Origin of the sequence: Jannaschia aquimarina, assembly GCF_000877395.1 — a bacterium.
Lineage (GTDB): Bacteria > Pseudomonadota > Alphaproteobacteria > Rhodobacterales > Rhodobacteraceae > Jannaschia > Jannaschia aquimarina.
Map to the genome: position 1 here is coordinate 21,295 of NZ_JYFE01000025.1, position 18,933 is coordinate 40,227.

Genomic DNA, 18,933 nt, shown 5'->3' on the forward strand with positions numbered 1-18,933 from the left:
GCCTGCCCGGGCGTCAGCGCCGCGCCGTCGCGCCGGGGCCACAGGGGGCCGACGCCGCCCCTCATCGACGGGCCAGGGCACGGACCCCCTCGACGATCCTCGCCATGTCCATGGACAGCGAGCCCTTGACCATCACCGCATCCCCCGGCCGCACCATGTCCGGCAGGTACTTGGTCATCGCGCCGGAGGTCTCGGTATGGTGGCCCCTCATGTCGGCGGGCAATGCATCGTGCAGGTGACGCATCAGCGGCCCGACCGTGTGCACCTCGTCCAGATCCGACATCGCCGGCAGCTCTGCCAGATCGGCATGGAGCGCGGGGCCGGTCGGACCGAGCTCCTTCATGTCGCCAAGGATCGCGATGCGGCGGGCCCGGCGCGGAGGCTCCGTCCCCGCGAGCAGGTCCAGCGCAGCGGCGACCGAGGCAGGATTGGCATTGTAGGCATCGTCGATCAGGTCGACGGGCGGCGCGTCGGGGGCAAGAGGCACGGAATGGCGCCGCCCCCTGCCTTCCGGCGGTGTCCAATCCGCCAAGGCCATCGCCGCCTGCGGCACATCGGCGCCGGCCGCGTGGCAGGCCGCCAGAACCGCCAGCGCATTCAGAGCGAAATGCCCGCCCGGCGCGCCGACCCGGAAGGCGAGCGTGCCGTCCGGCGTCTCGGCCGCGCAGGTCACCGCGTTCGGCCCGGCATTCAGATCGGTCAAGCGCCAGATCGCGTCTTCGGAATGACCGAAGGGAATCGTCCCCCGCTCGGCCAGGATCGCCGCCGTCTCGACATCGGCGTTCCAGATCGCCGCGCCATTCGGCTCAAGTCCCTCGAAGATCGAAGCCTTTTCGCGTGCGATCCCCTCTATGCCATCCGCGAAAGCCTCCAGGTGGACGGGCGCGACGGTCGTGACCATCGCGACATGGGGTCGTGCATGCCGCGCCAGGGGGGCGATCTCGCCCGGATGGTTCATGCCGATCTCGATCACGGCGAAATCCGCATCGGGCGGGCAATTCGCCAAGGTCAGCGGCACGCCCCAATGGTTGTTGTAGCTCTTGATCGCGGCATGGGTTCGACCCTGCGGGGAAAGCGCGTGGGCCAGCATCTCCTTGGTCGAGGTCTTGCCGACGCTGCCGGTGATCGCGATCACCTTGGCGCCTGTCCGTGCGCGTCCGGCGCGGCCCAACGCCTCGAGCCCGGTCTGCACGTCATTCACCAGCAGGCAGCGGGCGGGATCGACGCCATCGGGAATGCGGCTGACCAGCGCGGCCGCAGCCCCCTTCGCCAGCGCGTCGGCCACGAAATCGTGCCCGTCGCGCGCGGCCTTCAGGGCCACGAACATCTCGCCGGGCCGGATCGCCCGGCTGTCGATGCTCAGGGCACCGGCGGCCCAGTCGCCCGCGACCGTCCCGCCCGTCGCTGCCGCCGCGTCGGTGGCGGTCCAGAGGGTCATACCTCTCTCCCTTCCAGCGCCGCGACCGAGATCGAGGCCTGCTCCACATCGTCGAAAGGCAGGACCATGTCGCCGACCGTCTGCCCGGTCTCGTGGCCTTTGCCCATCACCAGAAGCGTATCGCCGGGCTCCAGCATGCCGGCGCCCCGCAGGATCGCCTCGGCCCGGTCGCCGATCTCGATCGCTCCGGGTGCGCCCTCCATCACGGCGGCACGGATCGCGGCGGGCTCTTCTGAGCGGGGATTGTCATCGGTGACGATCACGCTGTCGGCATGGGCGTGGGCCGCGGCCCCCATCAACGGGCGCTTGCCCCGGTCGCGGTCGCCGCCCGCGCCGACGATGGCGACGAGCCGGCCCATGACGTGGGGCCGCAATGCCTGGATCGCCGTGGCCACCGCATCCGGCGTATGGGCGTAATCGACGAAGACCGCCGCGCCGTTCTCGCGGGTGGCGGCAAGCTCCATCCGGCCGCGCACGCCGCGCAGCGAAGGCAGCACGCCGAAGACGCGCTCCGCTTCCTCTCCGGCACCGATGGCAAGCCCGGCCGCGATAAGCGCGTTCGCCGCCTGGAACCCGCCGATGAGATCCAGCCGCACGGAACGGGCGCGTCCCTGCCAGCGGAACAGAACCTCCTGCCCCGTCGCGTCGAAGCGTTGCCCCGTCAGACGCAGCCGCGCCGCCTCGTTTCGGCCGACACCGATGACTTCCTGCCCGCGCGCCTCGCAGGCGGCGGCGAGATCGGGGCCTCTCGGGTCATCGAGATTGACGACCGCGACGCCGTCGCCGGGCAATAGGCGGTCGAAGAGCCCGGCCTTGGCGGCGAAATAGCTGTCCATGTCGCCGTGATAGTCGAGGTGATCCTGCGTCAGATTGGTGAATCCGGCGGCGGCCAGACGCACGGCTTCCAGCCGGCGCTGGTCCAGCCCGTGGGAGGACGCCTCCATCGCGGCGTGGGTGACCCCCGCCTGCGCCATCTCGGCCAGCATCCGGTGCAGGGTGATCGGCTCTGGCGTGGTGTGGGGGCTGGGCGCCGTCCATGCGCCCTCGACACCGGTCGTGCCGATGTTGACGGCGCTCAGGCCCAGCGCCTCCCAGATCTGCCGCACGAAGGCCGCGACCGAGGTCTTCCCGTTCGTTCCCGTGACGGCGACCATCGTCTCGGGCTGGCTCCCGGCCATCAACGCGGCGGCGAAAGCCAGGGCTGCGCGCGGATCCTCGACGGTCAGGACCGGCACGCTCAGGTTCTCCAGCGTGGCGGCGCCGGCCCGGTCGGTCAGGATCGCGACGGCGCCCCGCTCCACCGCGTCGGGGGCGAAGCGGGCGCCATGGGTGACGCTGCCGGGCAGCGCGGCGAACAGATCGCCGGGCCCTGCGCGCCGGTTGTCGACGGCGAGGCCAGCGATCCTCAGATCCGAAGGACCCGTCAGGCCGAGTTCGGACAGGGACTTCACGCCTCCCTCCGAGGTAAGCATCGCCCCTCGGGGGCGCGGTTCCATCGCGGCGTCAGGTCGTGTCTTCGCACGGTTCAACCCCCTGCTCGTTTCGCGCCGGACTACCGCCGCAACCGGGTCCCGTCCAGCTATCGCGCCGCCGCCAGATATGCCGCTGCCGCCTCATGCGCCGGATCGAAGTCGGGCCGCACGCCCAGAAGCGGCGCGATGCGGCGCGTTACCTCGGCCGAGACGGGAACGGCCGTCCAGCCCGCGGTCCGCCGTTCCTCTCCGGCGGCGAAGACCTGCGGCTCGTCCAGCGTCACCACCAGCACGTATTCCGGATCGTGGGCCGGGAAGATGCTGGCGAAGGTGGTGATCGTCTTGTCTTCCCAATAGCCGCCCGTGTGCTTTGGCTTGTCGGCCGTTCCGGTCTTGCCGCCCACATAATAGCCGGGCACCTCGGCCAGAGAGGCGGTCCCTTCGGTCACGACCTTGCGCAGCATCAGGCGCGACTCGGCGCTCGTGCGCGCACTGACCACACGGGGCCCGGGCTCGGATGGCCGGCCCGCCAACAAGGTCGGCTGCACCCGCGTGCCCCCATTCAGGAGCGACGCGTATCCGGTCGCCAGATGCAGCGGCGAGGCCGACATCCCGTGGCCGTAGCTCACGGTCGCGGTAACGATGTCGGGCCAACGGTCGGGGATCAGCGGCCGGGCGCCGCGTGCCTCGATCAGTTCGACCGGCGAGGGATCGAAGAACCCCAGCGAGGCCAGAAACGCCTTCTGCCGCTCCGCGCCGATCTGAAGCGCCAGCCGCGTCGTCCCGATATTCGACGACTTCACGATGATGTCGGTCACCGACAGTTCGGGGCCGTAATTGTGGAAGTCGCGGATCCGCCGCCGGTTCACCCGCAGGCCGGGCTTCGTGTCGATCATCGTCGATGCGTTCGTCAGACCGAGGTCCAGCGACTGGGCCGAGGCGAAGATCTTGAACGTGGAGCCCAGCTCATAGAGCCCCTGCACCGTGCGGTTGAACAACGGATCCTCTGCCGGATCCCCCTCCAGCAGCGGGCGCGGCCGGGCATTCGGATCGAAGTCCGGCAGACTGGCCAGCGCGATCAACTCGCCGCTGTGGATATCCATCACGATGGCCGCCGCGCCCTTGGCATTCGTCAGGCGCATGCCCGAGGCGAGGACGCTCTCGACCGCGGACTGGACGCCCAGATCCAGAGACAGACGCAGCGGCGCCCCCTCCCGCGCGGGGTCGCGCAACTCGTCGTCGAAGACCTTCTCGATCCCGGCGATCCCGATGATCTCGGCCGCGCGCACGTCCTGCTGACCGTAGCGGTAGCCCCCGAGAACATGCGCCGCGAGAGGCCCATTCGGATAGAGCCGCATCTCGCGCCGTCCGAACAGCAATCCCGGCTCGCCCAGATCGTGCACCGCCTGCTGCTGCTCGGGCGAGATGTTGGGCTTGAGCCAGAAGAAGCGGCTGTCCGAGGTGAACCGGCGGTGCCAGACCTCGGGATCCATGTCGGGGAAGATGCGCGCCAGCCCCTCGGCGGCGGCCTTCGGGTCCACCATCAGATGCGGCTGCGCATAGAGCGCGGTGGCGTCGACGTTCGTGGCCAGGACACGCCCGGCCCGGTCGACGATGTCCGCGCGCGCGTTGACGATGGCCGCCCCTGCGCCACGCGTGGTCACCGGCTCGCGCGCGTCGGTCGCAGCGATCGTGCCCATCTTCAGACCCACCGTCATGAAGGCGGCCAGAAAGCACCCGGCGGTGAATTTCAGGCGCCGCTCGGCGCGGGCCCGCACGACGGCGGCCGGCTCGCGCGTGGGCGCGGGCCGGGCCTTGGGCGGCGCAGCCTCCAGCGACGGGACCGGTCGGAACGGATCTGTCGGCACGATGCGGCGGCGGCGGAACGGTCCGATCATGGCAACTGCTCTCCATCGTCGGCAAGCGTCGGAGGGGCGATCAAGGCCGGCGGGGCGTCGGCCCCGAATTCGTGGCGGAGCGTCGCGATCGCCTCCAGCTTCTCGTCCAGCGCGGGACCATCCGCCCACGAGGCGTCGCGCACGACGGGATAGGCCACCTGTTCGGCCAGCGCGTAATGCTCGGAGGCCAGCGGCATCAGCTGCAACCGCTCGAAGTTCATCTCGGCGAGCGCCCGCAGCCGGTCGGGGCGGTTCAGATAGGCCCATTCCGCCCGCAGCATCGCAAGCTCCTCGTGACGGCGACCGATCTCGGTCGACAGGTGGCTGACCGCGCGCGCCGTCGCGCGGGTCTTGTAGCCTTCGCCGTAGGCCCAGAAGGCCAGGGCGACGACGCTGAGGATCGAGGAGGCGTAGAGGAACGGTCGCATGGGCTACTGGTGAATCAGGCGAATCGGTTCGGGAAGCCCCAGCGTCGCCCGCGGCACCTCGGCCGCCGGCGCGTGAGTCCGGCGTGCAACACGCAGGCGCGCCGACCGGGCGCGGGGATTGGCGGCGACCTCATCCGCATCCGGAGAGATGGCCTTGGACAGATCGGCAAAGGCCGGATCGCGGACCGGCGCCGCCGGGGCGTGACGCGAGCCGCCGCCCCCCGCATCCGACCGGTCGGCCAGAAAGCGCTTCACCGCCCGGTCCTCCAGCGAATGGAAGGTCACGACCGCCAGCCATCCGCCCGGCGCCAATGCGCGTTCGGCCGCCATCAGGCCGCGATGCAACTCGCCCAGTTCGTCGTTCACCGCGATCCGGATCGCCTGAAAGCTGCGCGTCGCCGGATGGACCTGCCCCGGCTTCGGACGCGGCAGACAGCCCGCGATCACATCGGCCAGGTCCAGCGTCCGCTCGAATGGCGCGTCCTCGCGGCGACGGACGATGGCGCGGGCGATGCGGCGGGCGGCGCGCTCTTCTCCGTAGCGATGCAGGATATCGGCCAGATCGGCTTCGCTGGCGGTATTCACCAACTCCGCCGCCGTCGGCCCCTCGCCTGCCATCCGCATGTCGAGCGGGCCGTCGCGCAGAAAGCTGAAGCCCCGCTCGGCCCGGTCAAGCTGCATGGACGACACGCCCAGATCCAGCACCACACCATCGAGGCCGGTCGCGAACTCGTCCAGCCGCGAGAACTCGGTCAGATGTGTCTCGACCCGCCCGTCGGCCCAGGTCGCGGCCATCTCGTGCGCCAGGGGGTCGCGGTCGAGCCCGATCAGCCGCTCGGCTCCGGCGTCGAGCAGGGCGCGCGCATACCCGCCCGCCCCCATCGTTCCGTCCAGCCAGACGCCGCGGATCGGCGCGCAGACCCTCAGGATGGCGTTGATCAGGACGGGAACGTGCGGGGCCGTGCCCTTGCTCATTCCGCAGGATCCCTGCGGCGTGCCGGCAGGAGGGACGTGACCGGCACCTCGGGCGGCATCTCGTCGAGGCGGGTCTTGAGGCGGCTCGTCGCCTGTGTCGGGACGTCGGGCGAGAAGATCCGGAAGGTCTTGCCCCGCGCCTGGAACACAGCCTCCGACCCGATCCCGATCTGCTCGCGCAGGGATTGGGACAGGACCAGACGGCCGCTATCGTCGATCCGCATCGTCTCGGCGTTCGAGTAGAAGTATTCTTCCAGCGTCAGGCGATCGGGATCGCCTTCGTCCATCCGGTCGATCAGCTCGTCGATCTCCTCCATCGCCTGGACGGAGTAGCAATCGAACCACGGGTTCCGGGTATCGCCATAGAGAAGGACAACCGATGGGTTCGTGCCGGGATCGCGGTCGGGATCCTGCGCATCCAGCACGCGGCGGAAGTCGGCCGGGATCGAGACCCGCCCCTTGGCGTCCACCTTATGGGTGCTGGTGCCGCGGAACCTCTGGGCCATGACCTCTCAACCATGCGGGGTCGCGCGAGTGCAACCGCCAGTTGTGCCGCCCCCTGAAAGGAAAAGCGGCGGATCGGGGTCTGCCAAACCCGATCCGCCGCGGGTCCCGAAAACCGGGCGTCCTTCGCGCGCGCTCACCTGGGGGGATGCTGCTCACCGCGCGCTTCGGATCTTTCGTCGTCCGGAGACATGTGGGGGTTGCCTGTTCTGCCCTGCCTCTTCTGGGTCTGGGGTGAGGTCTTCGCCTCTTTCCTTGTCCCCGTGCTCCGATGTCGAGAGTGATGCCACGAACCCCGCGCCACGCCAAGCCTTTTCATGCCATTTTAACCCACAGGTTGATCCACAGTCTGTGGATAAAAGAGGCATTTCGATGGTTTTATACTATATGTAGTGCGCACAGCGTGGTCTAAAGCGGTATATTGTCTTCAAAAAAGATACGAAGAATCTAGGTGCCTGATCTCTTGCGTGGCAGCCAAAACACAGGGGAAGCCCCCTTCGACGACTTACCGTAACGGAAGGCAATATTCGGCCCTCGCCCTGGCCGATATCCGCCCGTCCGGATTCTGCTTTGTCAGAGAACGACTTGCGAAATCCGATCGGACTCCGCGCCGGATTTTCAGCCGGAACGACCACGAAATGGCATGGGAATCCGTGATTCTCTCGGCGAATCGGCGCCGGTCGGCGATGGCTTACGCCACGCCCCCCTCGATCAACCCAGAGGCGAGCTTCGCGAACGCCTCGGCAATGGGCCCGTCTCCGCTCGCCACGGGCCGCCCATCATCGCCCGCGACGCGCGTCGCAAGATCGATCGGCAGAGCCGCCAGCAACGGCAGGCTCAGCTTCTCCGCCTCGGCCGCCACGCCGCCATGTCCGAAGACATGCGCCTCATGTCCGCAATTGGGGCAATGGAACAGCGACATGTTCTCGATCAGGCCCAGAACCGGGGTCTTCAGCGTTGCGAACATGTCCAAGGCCTTGCGTGCGTCCAGCAAGGCCACGTCCTGCGGCGTGGAGACGACGATGGAACCGGTGACCACCGCCTTGGTGCAGAGCGTCAACTGCACGTCCCCGGTCCCCGGCGGCAGATCGACGATCAGGATGTCGAGCGGCCCGTGGTGATGCGCCCAAGCCACCTGCCCCATCATCTGCTGCAAGGCGCCCATCAGCATCGGGCCGCGCCAGATCACCGCCTTTTCGGCGGCCAGCATCAGCCCGATCGACATCACGGTGACACCATGGGCGTGCAGCGGGATGATCGTCTTGCCGTCCGGCGAAGCGGGCCGCGCCGTCAGGCCCATCATCCGCGCCTGGCTCGGCCCGTGGATATCGGCGTCGAGCAGACCGACCTTCCGCCCCTGCCGCGCCAGCGCAACCGCGAGGTTGGAGGCAATGGTCGACTTGCCGACCCCGCCCTTTCCGGAGGCGATGGCAATCACCCGGGCCACGTTCGGGATCCGCTTGGGCCCATCCTGCGGCTTCGGGTGTCCCCCGATCTTAAGCGACGGGGGCGCCTTGGCGTCGGTCGGCGCGGTGAGCACGGCCTGGACCGAGCCGACGCCCGCGATCCCCTCGACCGCCGCCTGGGCCGCCGCGCGCAGAGGCTCCATCAGCCGGGCGACCTCCGCGGAGGGCGCCTCGATGATGAATGAGACACGCTCCCCTTCGATCCGCAGCGCCCGGATCATGTCGTCGGCGATCAGGTTGCCCCCGTCCGGGGTCGCGATCCGGGACAGGGTCGCGCGCACGTCGTCGGGGGTCGCCATCTTTCTCTCCATCTGCCCGTTCGGGCTGTCAGGTGGTCCGCCCCGCCCATCTTGGCAAGAGCAGCGCCAGCAGCGAGAGGCCCAGGACCCCGGCCGCGATCAGTGTCGTCGGCAGCCCGACCTGCCCCGCGAGCCAGCCCATGCCGCCCGCCCCGATGGCGACGGCCCCCATCCCGACGACGACCCAGAGCGACATCACCCGGCCCCGCATCCCGTCGGGCAGATCCTCCTGCATCATCGCCTGCAGACTGACCCCGGCGAAGGTCGAGGCGAACCCCATCAGCCCGGTCCAGGCCAGCGTCGCGACCCACGACCCGCTGAGCCCCTGCCCCAGAAGCGCGCCCATCCCGGCGACCAGCATGAGGCCCAGCAGGCCGCGCCGCCGCAGACCGGCCGCCTTGCCAAGGGCCGCGAGCACTGCGCCGGCGCCGGCCGAGGCGGTCAGCCAGCCCAGCCCGGTCGCGCCCCGCCCATGAATGCCCTCGGCCATGACGGGCAGCAATTCGAGATAACCGCGCAGGAGGACCGCCATCAGAAAGGTCAGCAGGATCGCGCGCCGGGCCAGCGGCGTGCGCGCGATATAACGCGCGCCGGTCAGCAGCCGGGCGCGCAACGGCTCCGGATCCTCGTCGGGCAAGGCCCGTGGGTTCATCCACCGGGTCACGAACAGCATCGGCGCGAAAAGCGCCGCCGCCACCCACAGCGTCGCCACGGCGCCCACCGTCGCCAGGGCGATACCGGTCAGCACCGGCGCCAGAAGCCGTGCGAGATTGAAGTTCAACGCCGAGAGCGCGATCACCGAAGGCACCTCGGCCATGGGGACGAGACGCGGCCCCAGTGACATGCGGACCGGATGATGCGCCGAGACGACCACGCCCATGGCCAGCGACATCGCCACCAATCCGCCCCGCCCCAGCCCGACGGTCCCCTCTAGCGTCGCGGCCAGAGCCAGCAGCAGGACCATGCCGCCGGAGGTCAGGCGCAGGGCCTTCAGGATGTCGGCCCGGTCCACGAGGGCGCCGAAGACCGGCCCCGTCAGCCACATGGGCGCCACGCCCAGCGCGGCGATCAAGCCGACGAAAGCCGGATCGCCCGACACCTCCCAAGCCAGCCAGCCCAAGGTGACGCGCTGCGCCCACATGGCCTGAACCAGCGGCACCGCGCCGGCGAAATAGGCCCGAAAGCCGGTATGGGCGAAAGCGGACAGGGCCTAATTCGACTTGGGAAAGGGGGTCTGGATGACGCTGCGCCAGCCTTGCAGATGCTGCATAGCAGCATTGACGACAGACCGATTGTGCGGCTGCAGCATGTGCCCCATCTGTTGGTCAACGAAACGAACGGCCCACGCCATCCGGGCGGGGCCGCACAGCCGGGGGCCGAAACGGCTCCGAACTTCGAGAGGAAACGACATGGCCTTCACCACTTACGGCAGTGCCGAGCGTACCGCCACCTTCGGTCGTCTTGCCCTGCTCCGCAACGAGCTGGTCACCCGGTTCGCCAAGTGGCGGACCTACCGCAAGACGGTCAGCGAATTGTCCGAGTTGTCCGAGCGTGAGCTGGACGATCTGGGCCTCGCGCCCGGCGACATCCGCAACGTCGCCATGCAGGCAGCCTACGGCGCCTGAGCGATAGCGACGGATCTCCCGGCGCCCTCCTCCCTGGGCGCGGCGGGGATCCTGACGGAGGCGGTCCATCCTCCCTTGGACCCCTTCGGACGACCCGGCCCCTTTCCTCCCATCGGGGTCGGCGATTGGACCGGCGGCACCCCCCTCCTCCCTCGGGGTGCCGCGCGGTCCAAGACATACCGTCCGGACGCATTCCTCCCTTCGCGTCCGAGACGGGCAGCGGCGGCCTCCTCCTCCCAAATCGGGGCCGTGCGCGACTTGAACGGCGGCGCCACTCCTCCCTTCGGCGCCGCCGTTTTCGTGCGTGGATTTCCCGAACGACGACACCGGCCCCGGAGCGCAGGCGCTACGGGGGGGGTGGTCGGGCCAGAGCGGCCAGAAGCCGCGAAATCTCGGATCTGGATGTGCCTGCAGGCGGACGCAGACATGAAGAGGAAGATCGGCGCCGTGGACGCGAACGTCCAGACATGGCCCGCGACGCGTCACCGCCGCCGGGCACCCGTTGGGCTCGTCCGGCTCGATGCCGGCTCGTCACCCGATGATCATGTGGGCGGAGCGCCGGGTCGGGCGCCCCCTGTCGTCTTCTTCGGTGTTCGAACGGTCGAAAGAAATCGGCCAGAGCGGTTAGCAAAGCGTAAAGACTAGGCAGAAATCGCCCCTTCTTCGCTTCTCAAATATCCCGGGGAGCGCGAGGGGCTGGCCCCTCGCCGGCGCACGCACAGACGACAGAGGCACCGGAAGCCCTAGAACGGAACGTCGCCCGCCTGCGCCTCGGCCAGCAGGAACCGGCCCACGATCTTCTTGGTTCCGGCGTGGTCGAACTCGACCTCCAGCTTGTCGCCCTCGATCCCCATCACCTCGCCGCCGCCGAACTTCTGGTGAAAGACACGGTCCCCGACGGCGAAGGCGCTGACGGCGCTCGCGTCGATGACGAGGTTCTTGGCCTCGGTGGGCTGACGCACGGGGCGCGTCGCGTTCTGCTGCAGGCGGCGCCAGCCGGGGGAATTGTAGACGTCGGCGCGCGTCGCGCGATCCTCCAGATCGCTGTCCACGCCGCCGCCCATCGCCGATTTCTGCGCCGCCGCCATCCCGGTCGCGCCAAAGCCGCCACCGTAAAGCCCCGGCGGCGTCAGCACCTCCACATGGTCCTGCGGCAACTCGTCGATGAAGCGGCTGGGCAGTGCCGATTGCCATTGCCCATAGACCCGACGGTTGGCGGCGAAGGAGATCGTGCAGACCTCCTCGGCGCGGGTGATGCCGACATAGGCAAGCCGCCGTTCCTCCTCGAGTCCCTTCAGGCCGCTTTCGTCCATCGAGCGCTGCGAGGGGAACAGGCCGTCCTCCCACCCGGGCAGGAACACAACCGGGAATTCGAGCCCCTTCGCCGCGTGCAGCGTCATGAGCGTGATCTTCGGCTCTTCCTCGGCGCCCGCATCGTTGTCCATGATCAGCGAGACATGTTCGAGAAAGCCTTGCAGGTTCTCGAACTGCTCCAGCGCCTTGACCAGTTCCTTGAGGTTCTCCAGGCGGCCAGGCGCCTCGGGTGTCTTGTCGTTCTGCCAGAAGCCCGTGTAGCCGCTTTCGTCCAGGATCTCTTCGGCGAGGTGGATGTGATCGCGGCCATCCAAGAGCTCCGCCCGCCAGCGATCGAGGCCGTCGCACAGCTCCTTGAGCGCCGCCCCGCCCTTGCCACCGATGGTCTTGGTGCGCACGCAAAGCTTCGCGCCCTCAAGCAATGAGACGCCGTTCGACCGCGCCATGCGCTGGATCGTGCCCTGCGCCTTGTCCCCGAGACCGCGCTTGGGCGTGTTGACGATCCGCTCGAAGGCGAGATCGTCGTCCGGCGAGACGACGAGGCGGAAATAGGCCATCGCGTCCCGGATCTCGAGCCGTTCGTAGAAGCGGGGACCGCCGATGACACGGTAGGGCAGACCGATGGTCAGGAACCGGTCCTCGAAGGCGCGCATCTGATGGGCGGCGCGCACGAGGATCGCCATGTCGTCGAGCGAGAACGGCCGCATCCCGCGCGTGCCCCCTTGCATGGCCTCGGCTTCCTCGCCGATCCAGCGGGCCTCTTCCTCGCCGTCCCAATGGCCGATCAGGCGGACCTTCTCGCCTTCATCGGCATCCGTCCACAGCGTCTTGCCCAGCCGACCCTTGTTCGAGGCGATGACGCCCGAGGCGGCGGCCAGAATATGCGGGGTGGAGCGATAGTTCTGCTCCAGCCGCACGACTTCGGCCCCTTCGAAATCCTTCTCGAAGCGCAGGATGTTGCCGACCTCGGCACCGCGCCAGCCGTAGATCGACTGGTCGTCGTCGCCCACGCAACAGATGTTGCGATGCCCGCCTGCCAATAGCCGCAGCCAGAGATACTGCGCGACGTTGGTATCCTGGTACTCGTCAACGAGAATGTACCGGAACCACCGCCGATACTGTTCCAACACGTCGTCATGTTCCTGGAAGATGCGGATGACGTGGAGCAGCAGGTCCCCGAAATCCACGGCGTTCAGCGTCAGCAGGCGGTCCTGATATCGCCGGTAGAGATCGACGCCGCGACCGTCGAAGGCGGCCGCCTCGTGCTCGGGCACCTTGTCGGGCGTCCAGGCGCGGTTCTTCCAGTGGTCGATGATCCCCGAAAGCTGCCGCGCGGGCCACCGCTTCTCGTCCATGTCGGCAGCGAGGATGAGCTGCTTGAGCAGCCGCGTCTGGTCGTCGGTGTCGAGGATCGTGAAGTTCGACTTGAGGTGGATGTCGCGGGTCGCGCCCTCAAGCAACGGGTCCATCTGGGTTTTGCCGATCAGTTCCGCATGGCGGCGCAGCAGCTTGACGCAGATCGCATGGAAGGTTCCCAGCCAGGGCATTCCCTCGGCGACCTCGCCCATCATGCGGCCCACCCGCTCGCGCATCTCGCGGGCGGCCTTGTTGGTGAAGGTGACGGCGAGGATCTCGTTCGGACGCGCCTTTCCCTGCATCAGCAGATGCGCGATCCGCGCCGTCAGCGCGCGGGTCTTGCCTGTGCCCGCGCCCGCCAGCATCAGCACCGGCCCGTCGAGCGTGTTCACCGCGCGCAACTGCGCCTCGTTCAGCCCGTCCAGATAGGGCGCCGGCCGCGCAGCCATCGCACGCGATGACAGGCTTGCACCCTCGAAGGCCTCGGATTCGTCGAGATCGGTCATGGTCGCAAGGTAGGGCGACCGGACCCGAATGGGAAGGAGGCGTTCGCGATGTGTTCCAGTCTTTCCCCGCGCCGGCGCGCCGTCCGCCATGCCGACCTTGCTCCGCACCCGAGGCGGGCGACGCGGCCACGGACCGCCGCCCGCCTCGTCGAGGTCACGCCCGTTCCAGGGCCGCGGCGCGCATCGCCTCGATATTCGCGTGCATGTGCGCGGCCTGCGTGGTGCCCGGGATGGGGATGACGTTCGGCGCAAGGCGGACCAGCCAGCCCAGCGCCTCGCCCGGTTCCAGTTTGGCGCCCGGTTTCATCGGGGCCGCGCCGAGCGGACCGTAGGGCAGGAACGCGATGCCACGCGCGGCGGTCTCGGCGACCATTTCCCGATGTTCCGCATCTTCGAGGTTCAGCCGGTTCTGCACGCTGGAAATGGGCGCGATCCGGCTGGCGCGCTCCAATTCGTCAAGCGACACGTTGCTGAGCCCGATCCTGCGGATGCGGCCATCGGACTGCGCCCGTGCCAATGCCTCGACCGAGGTTTCCAGCGGCACTTCGGGGTCGACCCAATGCAACTGGAACAGATCGGGGACGCGGCGCAGATCCTCGGTCGCGTCGGCGATCTGCCGATCCAGCACCGCGGGCGACGCATCGCGCTGCAGATCGGTCGGGGAGAGCTTGTCGATGCCGCCCTTGGTAGCCAGCATCACGCGCGGATCCTCGCCCAGCGCGTCGCCGAGCAAACGATCTGCATGGCGCGGACCGTAGGCGCGCGCGCTGTCGAAGAGGCGGACGCCCGCATTCGCGGCCTCGCGCAACAGGGCGATGCCAGCGTCCCATTCGGGATACGGTCCGAAGTTCCCGGGCTGACCCGTGAGGCGCATCACACCCATGCCGATGCGGTCGATGGTCCTGCCGTCCATGAAGATGAAGGTTGTCATGATGGATCTCCTTTCGGGGATCAAACTGGACGCCAAAGCGGCCAAACGGTACAGGCATGGCATGAAAAGTGGATATTCATTTTCTGCATCATGCCGGACCGGCTCGACCGTCTGAGCGCGTTCCTCCGCGTGGCCGAGCGCGGCAGCCTCACGGCAGCGGCGCGGGATCTGGGCGTCAGCCAACCGACGGTGACCCGCGCCATCGACGGGTTGGAGGCCGATCTTGGCGCGTCGCTTCTGCACCGCACGACCCATTCCATCGCGCTGACCGAAGCGGGACGGATGCTGGTCCCCCGCGCACGTCGGATGCTGGCCGCATGGGAGGGGCTGGCCGAAGACCTGTCTGAAAGCGAGGCGCTGTCGGGCCCCCTCCATGTCGTCGCACCCATCGCGCTGGGTCAGACCGCGCTCGTGCCCGTGCTCGCCCGGTTCCGCACCGAAAACCTCGGCGTGACGCTCAATTGGCAACTGAACGATGAGGCGATCCGGATGGATGAGGTGGGGTGCGACCTCTGGATCCGGGTCGGGCCGGTTCCCGACGACCGGCTCGTGGTGCGCCATGTCGGCGACGTGCACCGGTCGGTTTTGGGCCATCCGCGGTTCGCAGGCCGTCCGTTGGAGGCCTGCCCGTGGATCACGTTGGGTCCGTTCGAAGGGCGTCGCATCCCGCTGGACGGACGGATGCTCGAGGTGAAGCCGGTCCTGAACACGAATTCCGTCGCGGTCGTCGGGCGCGCCCTGACCGAGGGCGTCGGCGTCGCGATCGCCCCGGACTGGTACATGGAAGACGCGCTGGGAAGCGGCCGTGTCGTGCGCCTCGACACGCTGGACCGGGCCCTGCCCGTCCACCTGGCCTGGTCCCCCGAGCGACGGACCCGGCGGCTTGCGGCACTGGTCGAGGCGGTCGATGCGGGATTGCGAGGTACGGTCACGTCGCAGAGCCCCTGACGATGCCTGCGGGCCGCGTTCGGAAGTCGTCGGAGATTCTAGCCCAAGTTCCACAAGGCGACTATCGCCGCGATCTCAATCGACCCGACGTCCTTAGTGCGCTCCAATCACTCCGTCGGCGGACCAGCCCGATCGAGCAGAGGCCGCGCCCCCTCCCCACTTCCCCGGAGTTGCCGCGTTGCAGCGTTGACGTTACCAAACCGTCATCGACCCAGGGGGGACCGTATGGCCGAGTTCAAGAAGATCCTCATCGCCAATCGCGGCGAGATCGCCATCCGTATCGCGCGCGCCGCCAACGAACTGGGCAAACGGACGGTGGCGGTCTACGCCGAAGAGGACAAGCTGGGCCTGCATCGGTTCAAGGCGGACGAGGCCTACAAGATCGGCGAGGGCATGGGGCCCGTGCAGGCCTACCTCTCGATCCCGGAGATCATCCGCGTCGCCCGCGAGTCCGGGGCCGACGCGATCCATCCGGGCTATGGGCTCCTGTCGGAGAACCCGGAATTCGTGGATGCCTGCGAGGCGAACGGGATCACATTCATCGGCCCCAAGGCCGAGACGATGCGCGCACTCGGCGACAAGGCCAGCGCCCGCCGGGTCGCCATCGAGGCGGGCGTGCCCGTCATCCCGGCGACCGAGGTCCTTGGCGACGACATGGCCGCAATCCGCAAGGAGGCCGGAGAGATCGGCTATCCGCTGATGCTCAAGGCGTCCTGGGGTGGAGGCGGCCGGGGCATGCGGCCGATCTTCTCAGAGGAGGAGGTGGAGGAGAAGGTCCTCGAAGGCCGCCGGGAGGCCGAGGCCGCGTTCGGCAATGGCGAAGGCTATCTGGAGAAGATGATCCAGCGCGCCCGTCACGTGGAGGTGCAGATCCTCGGCGACAAGCACGGCGCGATGTATCACCTGTGGGAACGCGATTGCTCTGTCCAACGGCGCAATCAGAAGGTCGTGGAGCGGGCCCCTGCCCCCTATCTGTCGCCCGCCCAGCGCGAACAGATCTGCAATCTGGGCAAGCGCATCTGCGAGCATGTCAGCTACGAATGCGCGGGAACGGTCGAGTTCCTGATGGATATGGACTCGGGAGAATTCTACTTCATCGAGGTTAACCCTCGCGTTCAGGTCGAGCATACCGTCACCGAGGAAGTGACGGGCATCGACATCGTCCGCGCACAGATCCTGATCGCCGAGGGCAAGAGCCTGACCGAAGCCACCGGCGTGCCCAGCCAGTATGACGTCCAGCTCGACGGGCACGCGATGCAGTGCCGGGTCACGACCGAGGACCCGACCAACAACTTCATCCCGGATTACGGGCGGATCACGACCTATCGCAGCGCGACGGGGATGGGCATCCGGCTCGACGGGGGCACCGCCTATTCCGGCGCGGTCATCACGCGCTACTACGACAGCCTGCTGACCAAGGTCACGGCCTGGGCCAAGACGCCCGAGGCCTGCATCGCCCGGATGGACCGCGCCCTGCGCGAGTTCCGCATCCGCGGGGTGACGACGAATATCGACTTCGTCATCAACCTGCTGAAGCACCCGACCTTCCTGTCGAACCAGTACACGACGAAGTTCATCGACGAGACGCCGGATCTGTTCGACTTCAGGCCCCGCCGCGACCGGGCGACGAAGCTGCTGACCTATATCGCCGACATCACGGTGAACGGGCACCCGGAAACGGCAGGCCGGCCGCGCCCGCCCGCCGACATCCGGGCGCCACGCGCACCGGAGAAGTTGCGCGATACGCCACCGGACGGGACGCGTCAGATCCTCGAACGCGAGGGCGCCAAGGGCCTCGCCGACTGGATGCTCGCACAGGATCGTCTGTTGCTGACCGACACGACCATGCGGGACGGGCACCAGTCGCTGCTGGCCACGCGGATGCGGTCGATCGACATGGTACGGGCCGCCCCTGCCTACGCGGCGAACCTGCCGCAGCTCTTCAGCGTCGAATGCTGGGGCGGCGCCACCTTCGACGTCGCCTACCGGTTCCTGCAGGAATGCCCGTGGCAGCGGCTGCGCGACCTGCGCAAGGCGATGCCCAACCTGCTGACGCAAATGCTGCTGCGCGCATCGAACGGGGTCGGCTATACCAACTATCCCGACAATGTCGTGCAGGCCTTCGTGAAACAGGCCGCCGAGACCGGCGTCGATGTCTTCCGCGTCTTCGACAGCCTCAACTGGGTCGAGAACATGCGCGTCGCGATGGATGCCGTCATCGAGACCGGCAAGGTCTGCGAAGGGACGGTCTGCTACACCGGCGATATCCTCGACCCGGATCGGTCGAAATACGACCTGAAGTATTACGTCGATATGGCCAAGGAGCTTGAGGCCGCCGGCGCGCAGGTCCTCGGCCTCAAGGACATGGCCGGACTGCTCAAGCCGGCCGCGGCAACGGCCCTCTTCAAGGCTCTCAAGGACGAGGTCGGCCTGCCGATTCACTTCCATACCCACGATACGGCGGGGATCGCCTGCGGGACGATCCTCGCGGCCGCCGAGGCCGGGGTCGATGCCGCCGACGTCGCGATGGACGCGCTGTCGGGGAACACCTCGCAGGCGACCTTCGGCACGGTAGTCAATTCCCTGAGGGGGCATCCGCGCGACACGGGGATCGACCTCAAGACCGTCTGGGCCATGTCCGACTACTGGGAAGCGGTGCGCGCGCAGTATCTGGCCTTCGAGAGCGGGATGCAGGCGCCGTCGTCCGAAGTCTACCTGCACGAGATGCCGGGCGGGCAGTTCACCAACCTCAAGGCGCAGGCGCGTTCGATGGGACTTGAGGACCGGTGGCGCGAAGTGGCGCAGATGTACGCGGACGTGAACGCCATGTTCGGCGACATCGTCAAGGTCACGCCGTCCTCGAAGGTGGTGGGTGACATGGCGCTGATGATGGTGGCGCAGGGGCTCACGGTGGAACAGGTCCTCGATCCGAAGATCGAGGTCGCCTTCCCCGACAGCGTCATCGACATGATGCGCGGCAATCTGGGACAACCGCCCGGCGGCTGGCCCGCCAAGCTGCAGAAGAAGGTGCTCAAGGGCGAGAAACCGGCGACCGATCGACCAGGCAAGCATCTCGATCCCGTGAACCTGGAAGCGGTGCGCGCGGAGATCGCCGAGAAGCTGGGACAGACGATCGACGACGAGGATCTGAACGGCTACCTGATGTATCCCAAGGTCTTTTCCGATTATGCGGAGCGGCATCAGACCTATGGTCCCGTCCGCGCCCTGCCGACGCCCGTCTTCTTCTACGGGATGGAGCCGGGGGACGAGATCGAGGCAGAGATCGACCCCGGCGTGACGCTGGAGATCCGGCTCCAGGCGGTCTCCGAAACGCATGACGACGGCGAGGTCCGCGCCTTCTTCGAGTTGAACGGCCAGCCCCGCGTGATCCGAGTGCCCGACCGCAAGGTCGCAGGCAGCGCGGCCCGGCGCCCGAAGGCGGAGTTGGGGAACGAGGCTCATGTCGGCGCACCGATGCCGGGTGTCGTCGCCAGCGTGACGGTTTCCGAGGGTGCGAGCGTGAAAAAAGGCGATCTGCTGCTCACGATCGAGGCGATGAAGATGGAGACAGGCCTTCATGCGGAGCGCGACGCCAAGGTTGCGCGCATCCATGTGACGCCCGGAGCCCAGATCGACGCGAAGGACCTGCTTGTCGAACTCGAGTGACCCGATACGTTGCCGCGCAGGCGACATGCCGGGCGCGCCGGGCCTATCGTCGCTAGACTTGCAACCTGTCGCCCGCATTCCGCCACCAAACCGCCGCGGTTCCCGCC

13 protein-coding genes are annotated in these 18,933 nt (G+C 68.1%); 3 read left to right on the plus strand and 10 right to left on the minus strand.

What is annotated here, in order from left to right:
* Positions 1 to 61 precede the first annotated feature (61 nt).
* From jaqu_RS06570 to jaqu_RS06605, 8 genes are all read right to left on the minus strand, one after another.
* Positions 62 to 1,438, minus strand: a complete 1,377-nt coding sequence (locus jaqu_RS06570; RefSeq protein WP_043918167.1) for a UDP-N-acetylmuramoyl-tripeptide--D-alanyl-D-alanine ligase — start codon at positions 1,436 to 1,438, stop codon at positions 62 to 64.
* Complete coding sequence (locus tag jaqu_RS06575; protein WP_043918168.1) at positions 1,435 to 2,910, minus strand: UDP-N-acetylmuramoyl-L-alanyl-D-glutamate--2,6-diaminopimelate ligase; 1,476 nt, start codon at positions 2,908 to 2,910, stop codon at positions 1,435 to 1,437. Before jaqu_RS06575 ends, jaqu_RS06570 begins: the two co-directional genes overlap by 4 nt.
* A gap of 107 nt (positions 2,911 to 3,017) precedes the next feature.
* On the minus strand, positions 3,018 to 4,808 hold the full coding sequence (locus tag jaqu_RS06580; RefSeq protein ID WP_043918169.1) for a peptidoglycan D,D-transpeptidase FtsI family protein: 1,791 nt from the start codon (positions 4,806 to 4,808) through the stop codon (positions 3,018 to 3,020).
* Entirely contained in the window at positions 4,805 to 5,236 is a 432-nt protein-coding gene (ftsL, locus tag jaqu_RS06585) for a cell division protein FtsL (protein ID WP_201774355.1), read from the minus strand. The genes jaqu_RS06580 and ftsL overlap by 4 nt, the downstream gene beginning before the upstream one ends.
* Positions 5,237 to 5,239: 3 nt before the next feature.
* Positions 5,240 to 6,211 carry a 16S rRNA (cytosine(1402)-N(4))-methyltransferase RsmH gene (gene rsmH, locus jaqu_RS06590; protein ID WP_043918170.1) on the minus strand — a complete coding sequence of 324 codons (972 nt, stop codon included), beginning with the start codon at positions 6,209 to 6,211 and terminating at the stop codon, positions 5,240 to 5,242.
* A complete protein-coding gene (locus jaqu_RS06595) occupies positions 6,208 to 6,717 on the minus strand; it encodes a division/cell wall cluster transcriptional repressor MraZ (protein ID WP_043918171.1) in 510 nt (169 codons plus the stop codon). The genes rsmH and jaqu_RS06595 overlap by 4 nt, the downstream gene beginning before the upstream one ends.
* 689 nt (positions 6,718 to 7,406) lie before the next feature.
* The gene (locus jaqu_RS06600; protein ID WP_043918172.1) at positions 7,407 to 8,480 is read right to left on the minus strand and encodes an Mrp/NBP35 family ATP-binding protein; all 1,074 of its coding nucleotides are present in this window, start codon (positions 8,478 to 8,480) and stop codon (positions 7,407 to 7,409) included.
* A 28-nt stretch (positions 8,481 to 8,508) separates the two neighbouring features.
* Positions 8,509 to 9,687 (minus strand): MFS transporter, encoded by a 1,179-nt coding sequence (locus jaqu_RS06605; RefSeq protein WP_084629501.1) that lies wholly within the window; start codon positions 9,685 to 9,687, stop codon positions 8,509 to 8,511.
* Between the two features lie 202 nt (positions 9,688 to 9,889).
* On the opposite strand from jaqu_RS06605, the gene jaqu_RS06610 reads away from it, so the two are divergent.
* Complete coding sequence (locus tag jaqu_RS06610; RefSeq protein ID WP_043918174.1) at positions 9,890 to 10,105, plus strand: DUF1127 domain-containing protein; 216 nt, start codon at positions 9,890 to 9,892, stop codon at positions 10,103 to 10,105.
* A 743-nt stretch (positions 10,106 to 10,848) separates the two neighbouring features.
* On the opposite strand, the gene jaqu_RS06615 is transcribed toward jaqu_RS06610, so the two are convergent.
* Complete coding sequence (locus tag jaqu_RS06615; RefSeq protein WP_043918274.1) at positions 10,849 to 13,281, minus strand: ATP-dependent helicase; 2,433 nt, start codon at positions 13,279 to 13,281, stop codon at positions 10,849 to 10,851.
* A 154-nt stretch (positions 13,282 to 13,435) separates the two neighbouring features.
* Positions 13,436 to 14,212, minus strand: a complete 777-nt coding sequence (locus tag jaqu_RS06620; RefSeq protein WP_043918175.1) for an aldo/keto reductase — start codon at positions 14,210 to 14,212, stop codon at positions 13,436 to 13,438.
* Positions 14,213 to 14,302: 90 nt separating this feature from the next.
* Here jaqu_RS06620 and jaqu_RS06625 point away from each other — a divergent pair, with 90 nt between their 5' ends.
* Together jaqu_RS06625 and jaqu_RS06630 are read left to right on the plus strand one after the other, a co-directional pair.
* Positions 14,303 to 15,160 (plus strand): LysR family transcriptional regulator, encoded by an 858-nt coding sequence (locus jaqu_RS06625; protein WP_043918176.1) that lies wholly within the window; start codon positions 14,303 to 14,305, stop codon positions 15,158 to 15,160.
* A 225-nt stretch (positions 15,161 to 15,385) separates the two neighbouring features.
* On the plus strand, positions 15,386 to 18,826 hold the full coding sequence (locus jaqu_RS06630; protein ID WP_043918177.1) for a pyruvate carboxylase: 3,441 nt from the start codon (positions 15,386 to 15,388) through the stop codon (positions 18,824 to 18,826).
* The last annotated feature ends 107 nt before the right edge of the window (positions 18,827 to 18,933 follow it).

Coding starts and splice junctions, on each gene's coding strand:
- jaqu_RS06575 (WP_043918168.1), bottom strand. CDS start 2,910: ATGCTTACCTCGGAGGGAGGCGTGAAGTCCCTGTCCGAACTCGGCCTG.
- jaqu_RS06595 (WP_043918171.1), bottom strand. CDS start 6,717: ATGGCCCAGAGGTTCCGCGGCACCAGCACCCATAAGGTGGACGCCAAG.
- jaqu_RS06580 (WP_043918169.1), bottom strand. CDS start 4,808: ATGATCGGACCGTTCCGCCGCCGCCGCATCGTGCCGACAGATCCGTTC.
- jaqu_RS06620 (WP_043918175.1), bottom strand. CDS start 14,212: ATGACAACCTTCATCTTCATGGACGGCAGGACCATCGACCGCATCGGC.
- rsmH (WP_043918170.1), bottom strand. CDS start 6,211: ATGAGCAAGGGCACGGCCCCGCACGTTCCCGTCCTGATCAACGCCATC.
- jaqu_RS06600 (WP_043918172.1), bottom strand. CDS start 8,480: ATGGCGACCCCCGACGACGTGCGCGCGACCCTGTCCCGGATCGCGACC.
- jaqu_RS06630 (WP_043918177.1), top strand. CDS start 15,386: ATGGCCGAGTTCAAGAAGATCCTCATCGCCAATCGCGGCGAGATCGCC.
- jaqu_RS06570 (WP_043918167.1), bottom strand. CDS start 1,438: ATGACCCTCTGGACCGCCACCGACGCGGCGGCAGCGACGGGCGGGACG.
- jaqu_RS06610 (WP_043918174.1), top strand. CDS start 9,890: ATGGCCTTCACCACTTACGGCAGTGCCGAGCGTACCGCCACCTTCGGT.
- ftsL (WP_201774355.1), bottom strand. CDS start 5,236: ATGCGACCGTTCCTCTACGCCTCCTCGATCCTCAGCGTCGTCGCCCTG.
- jaqu_RS06625 (WP_043918176.1), top strand. CDS start 14,303: ATGCCGGACCGGCTCGACCGTCTGAGCGCGTTCCTCCGCGTGGCCGAG.
- jaqu_RS06615 (WP_043918274.1), bottom strand. CDS start 13,281: ATGACCGATCTCGACGAATCCGAGGCCTTCGAGGGTGCAAGCCTGTCA.